Source organism: Okeania sp. SIO2F4, assembly GCF_010672385.1.
In the GTDB taxonomy this organism is placed as follows: domain Bacteria; phylum Cyanobacteriota; class Cyanobacteriia; order Cyanobacteriales; family Microcoleaceae; genus Trichodesmium.
Genome location: NZ_JAAHGT010000677.1, coordinates 1 through 5,386 on the forward strand (window position 1 = coordinate 1; position 5,386 = coordinate 5,386).

At 38.0% G+C, this 5,386-nt stretch carries 3 protein-coding genes and 1 pseudogene; 3 read left to right on the top strand and 1 reads right to left on the bottom strand.

Going from position 1 to position 5,386, the window contains the following annotated elements; translation table 11 throughout:
• Positions 1–302, top strand: a pseudogene (locus F6K22_RS30265) (hypothetical protein); the annotation flags it as partial.
• 887 nt (positions 303–1,189) lie between these two features.
• Here the strand turns inward: F6K22_RS30265 and F6K22_RS30270 are convergent.
• A complete protein-coding gene (locus F6K22_RS30270; protein WP_293106743.1) occupies positions 1,190–1,405 on the bottom strand; it encodes an RloB domain-containing protein in 216 nt (71 codons plus the stop codon).
• Positions 1,406–1,878: 473 nt separating this feature from the next.
• Between F6K22_RS30270 and F6K22_RS30275 the strand changes: the two genes are divergently transcribed.
• Complete coding sequence (locus F6K22_RS30275; protein WP_293106746.1) at positions 1,879–2,544, top strand: L,D-transpeptidase; 666 nt, start codon at positions 1,879–1,881, stop codon at positions 2,542–2,544.
• A gap of 109 nt (positions 2,545–2,653) precedes the next feature.
• Complete coding sequence (locus F6K22_RS30280; RefSeq protein ID WP_293106749.1) at positions 2,654–3,304, top strand: L,D-transpeptidase; 651 nt, start codon at positions 2,654–2,656, stop codon at positions 3,302–3,304.
• Positions 3,305–5,386 lie beyond the last annotated feature (2,082 nt).

Below are 5,386 nucleotides of genomic sequence, written 5' to 3' on the forward strand. Positions count from 1 at the left end.
TGTGGCGCAAGCAACAATCTACTAAACCAAAAATGATTCATGTTAATCAAAGGAACATTAAAGGCAATATGGGTAAGCCTCCAGAAGAATTTGAACCTGTAGTGTCAGTCAAGGACAGCAAGCGCAACGATTATGGTTATGACTTATATATTTCAGGTCCTTGCTATATCGTCTATCGACCTTACGAACCAGCAGATTGTGGCGCTCATCTGTGGATTAATACTTATGATCCAGTGGAATTTATAGATACTCAATTTAATCCAGCTACTGCAAGGCAACCTAGCAAACTACTTTACATATAGTCTGGTTTCATTCGTCACGCTCGTTCGTCACCAAAAAATATTTATTCGCTCAGAGCAACTTAACTGACAATAACTTCAGCACACTTTATGCTGTTTGTGAGAAATCGTCAAAGTATTAAAATTTTGATTTTCTGTCTTTATTAGTTAGGATTGCTGAAGATTGGGAAACAGAAAATGAATAATCTGAAAAGAGGGGAAGTCTGGTTAGTACAACATTAAATCACTTTTAAAGGAGATAATAAATATGCCAGAACTTAAAATTAAATGCGAGAATCTAGAATCGTTAAAAATATTTTTAAAAGCAGCAGTAGAAAAAGAATTACCGAAAAATTAATAATTAATAATTAATAATTAAATAATTCGCGCCTTGAAGCCTCCCCTTGGATAGGGGAAAACAAAGACAATATTCCTTATATTCAATTCCCTCGCGGTTTTAACCTTCTTGTAATTATCAAGTTCGCAATTATCCATTAATGAAAGTCTTTTTCTGATTGTATTGAACGAACCAAACAAAGATTGCATAAATTTGAGACTAAGTATCAGTTATCTACAGAATAATTTCTCAGAAGATATGAAAATGATGAATTTACAGAAACTCTAGAATTAGACGACTAGAATTAGACGAATGGATTGGAGAATCTTGGATGCTGAAAAATCTCTGTGAAGAAGTAAAAAATTTACAGGTAGTTGAGTTTTTTAATCAAGGATTATGTTCAATAAATTCGTGAACTAATTAACTCTTGGTTATTAGAAAAGGAGATAATAAATATGCCATAAATCAAGAATAAAATTTATAATTGGATGAATGGATAGGGGAAGCTTTGATGTTGAAACGACTCGAAGAAAAGATAGATAAATTAGGAGATATTGAGTTTGTTGTTTAAGGATTATTTACGAACAAATATATTGAGTTGTTGAACTAATAAATGTACTGTTGTGGAAGGATTATCATTAGCAGGATATGATCGATCATATTGTTCTAATAAATTATTTGCATTCTTAATTGCTTTAGGTTGCATACTAGCCAATATTTCGTACATTGCATCCCTATTTTTTTCATACTTTTCAGACTTTTTATTCTTATTTTTAGTTAAATTATTCATCTTTTAAGTTAAAATTTTTTCATATTCTTTGCGAAACATTGCAGTATGACGATAATCAAAATGTAATAGACCTCTGCGGAAAAGAGGGAGTAGGGGCATCTATGCGAATCGCCCGTACGGGAGTAGGAGGAAAGAATTGATGATTTATCCGTAGTAATGCCACGGAACAAACCAACTATTCCTAAAGCAGATGCAGCTTCAAAAATTACATCCTCAAAAACTTAATTTTGAAATATTAACAAAATACTCGAACCTAGCAAGAAAGCTGTGATGCAAAACATCAATGACGAAAAAGCAGTAAACAACCTTTCTTCCGGAATACGTCTACCGAAAATACCTACAAATTTTTTACCCTGCAACGAACTCCACACAACAGCTAAAGCTGCAAAAATTGAGGTTGATTTTAAGCCGCTGACTAAACTTTCAATTATAATAAACGATCTGTAGATTTTTTGTGGTTAAGGATTGAATAAATGAATGTAAAAGTCAGCAATTTTTTTTCATCTAATTGGGTAAATGGTAGTCAAAATAACAGCATTTTTAGTCGCTTTTATTTTGTTATTTTCCTGAATTTAGGTACGGTCATTATATTTAATCTTATACAACAACAAGCCAATGGCTTAACTCCACTCAAAAATCAATCTGGAGTTTCCACAAAATCGACAGATTTAAACGAACCCCAGTCACAAATAAAGCCCAAATCAATAATTACAAAAAAAGCACTCAATGAACTTTATATTAAACCCAATGAAAAAATTCATTTAGTCATAAAATTAAGCGATCGCCGTGTCTATGTCTATCAAAATGACAAATTAAAAACCAGCTACCCAATAGCTATTGGTAGAGAAGGATGGGAAACTCCCACAGGAACCCATAAAGTTATCCAAAAAATACCAAATCCCTCTTGGAAACATCCCTTTACAGGAGAAATTATACCTCCTGGTCCAGAAAATCCCTTGGGGGAAAGATGGATTGGTTTTTGGACAGATGGCACAAACTACATAGGTTTTCATGGAACTCCGAACGAAGAAACCGTAGGACAAGCAGCCTCTCATGGTTGTGTTAGAATGTTGAACCAAGATGTACTAGCTCTATTTGAAAAAGTGGGGATTGGTACAACTGTCGTAGTAGAACCTTAAAAAATACGAATAGAGTTTAGTTCAAACATTTTTAATATCTAAGCTGAATTAAACTTTCTTTCACATTAGTTTCTAATAACATCTAGATTTGATACATGAGGAGTGAAAAATGACGCAATCTACCATAAATAAATGGCTATATCTTATTAGCAAAATCAACCAAATAACATATAATTTCACAGCTATTTTCCTGACCACAGCAATTATTTTATTTAGTAAAAATTTAGCTATAGCTTCTACTCCTACTGTTCAGACAAGTAATAATAATCAGCAGACACAGGTGGAAGCTAATTTACCATTTGGTGGCTTAATGCCAAAATTAGATCGAGCTATCAAAGACTTCCAAAAACATTTGGGTATAGAAGCAGAAGAGTTAGTTCGGATCGTACTTCGGTTAGGGGAACGACGAGTATATGTATATGAGGGAGAAGAAGAAGTTGCCAGTTATCCTGTAGCGGTGGGTAAACCAGGTTGGGAAACTCCCACAGGGAATTTCAAAGTTATTCAACTGGTAGAAAATCCTCAATGGCAGAATCCCTGGACGGGTGAGGTAATGCCAGCGGGGCCAAATACTGCCCTGGGATTAAGGTGGATTGGTTTTTGGACAGATGGCAAAGACACCATTGGGTTTCACGGTACTCCCACTGTAGAATCAATTGGATATGCTGCTTCCCATGGTTGCGTGCGGATGTACAATGAGGATGTGGTTAACTTATTTCAGAAAGTGCAAGTAGGTACTGAAGTAGTGGTAGAACCATAGTTTTAATAATTAATAATTAAGTGCGATTCGTTTTAAAAGGGGAGGCTTCAAGGCGCGAATTATTTAATTAGACCTCTGGTGGAAAAGAGGGAACAGGGAACAGGGAGAAAGAATTGATAATTTTTGCGTATGGGATTGATTTTATTTTTGATGATCACGCCTATGTCTATTATTAATTAGGGTTTGCTGAGTGCAATTCGTTGAGCCAAAGAAGCCATGAGGCAAAATGGTTCGTTATAGTCGATGGGAGGTATTACCCTCCGCACCTCTACTTCAGAACCGGACGTGCGACTTTCATCGCATCACGGCTCCTAGCAGTCTGTGGTAACATCTCAATTAGAGACTCGCATCCGTTGATTAGGACATTCACCGGGTCAAGGTTTAGTTGATCCTAATCTTCCACCGTCTCAGTCAGGGAGTGCCTTTGGCCTACCGCCTTGGAGTTACTTACTTCTGTGTCGTGTTGCATTCGACTTTCACCTGGGCAATTTCAGGCTAGAGGTTTTTACCCTGTACGCATAGGCTTAGGAAACTTCACTCTAAGGTGTCTAAGCGTCATCACCCTTCCTTTGAGGTTTCTCGACTGCCGGGGGTAATTTCGTTCCCCCATCCTACCCGATAGCAAGGTTTCCGAGCTTTCCCTCCTACTAACCAACTAACCTGCTTTGGTCAGACTTGCATACCGTTTTTCCTCGTTCCGAGTTTCAGATTATTATGACGGTTTAGGGCTGTCCAATTCGCCCATACGGACCCCAGGGATACACCTAATAGATGCACATTGGTGCGGGGTTATCCCGTATGCGGTCTGGAGATTTGAATGACTCTCAGCCGCTGGATAGGACGCTTTTTCAGGACATTCCGTAATGTACCCATGCCGTCTCCCCATTACCCCCAGTGTGCTTAATCACATCAGCTCTGGTTGGGGCCTGTTGCCAGCTTCACTCTGTCAGTGGAAAGGTCTGACTCGGTGTGGCCAGGTCGGGAGTCCGCTATCCCTTAGCGGGCTGGATTCTCACCAGCATCTGTAACTCAGTTATCCAACAGGCTCTTCTTTGCTGGCTTCGTATCATCCCTCTTTGGGCGTTTTATACAGGCTCTTCCTCCGTGGCCTCGTATTTACCCTATTCATACCCCTCTAGTTTCTAGAGGCTCCTAATAGGAACGAGTCGCACACATCTCTCCAATGATTAATAGTCATCAGACGCGAAAAGGATTGTGGGAACGAAGTAACCCCTTGAGTTCTCCTCCGTTTGGAGGTAAGGAAAGCTTAATAACGAAGGCTCAAGGATTAAGGATGTCTCAAAAAGCACTCTTCCCAACCTAATAGCTGGGATAGGCAGACGTGGAACGCTACTGGAGCCATTAACCTTAATTAAAACTACTGACAACGGCCAAAATCCAGCTATTAGCGCATAGGTGGCATCTAGTAGTATGAATGGCGAACCCTTAAACGTATATTCAGTATCAGGAGCCGTTGAAACATGAAACTCTCATGTACGGTTCTCAAGGAGAGGTGAGGAGGCTAAATCCTCCCATCGACTCTATCATAATTCTTTTGGTAAGGAAAGGAGTCAGGTAGGGGAGCCGTCGGATTGGCAACGTATAGGATAAATGGGAATTATATAGGAAGTCAGAAGAATCATCCCTTAATTTTTCTGCCTTTGTCTGACCAAAATGCTAAATTTTTGAACTTGAGTAGCCGAAAAGCTCGCACTTTTTGATACCTAAAAAGGCTAACACCTTTATCTGTGAAGACTTTGATTTTGTTTCAGCAAATCCTATTTATTATCCACAGGACTTACGCAAAGACACTATATATAGCGTATGGCCAATAGAGCGATATAGCTGCCACTAGGCTCCGCCAACGCTACATTTTTTTTAAGCTATCGCCTCAACAAGAAAATTCTCATAACTTATGCAAAGACATTAGATATAGTTTGTTCTCAAATATGTAGATGTTGCTAATTGTCAATAAATTTGGCCAAAATACTTTCAATTATTATCAAATAATATTATTGTTAATTTTAGCTAACAATATGAATTTTAACTATATTGATCCCATACCAATATTTACTTAATTCT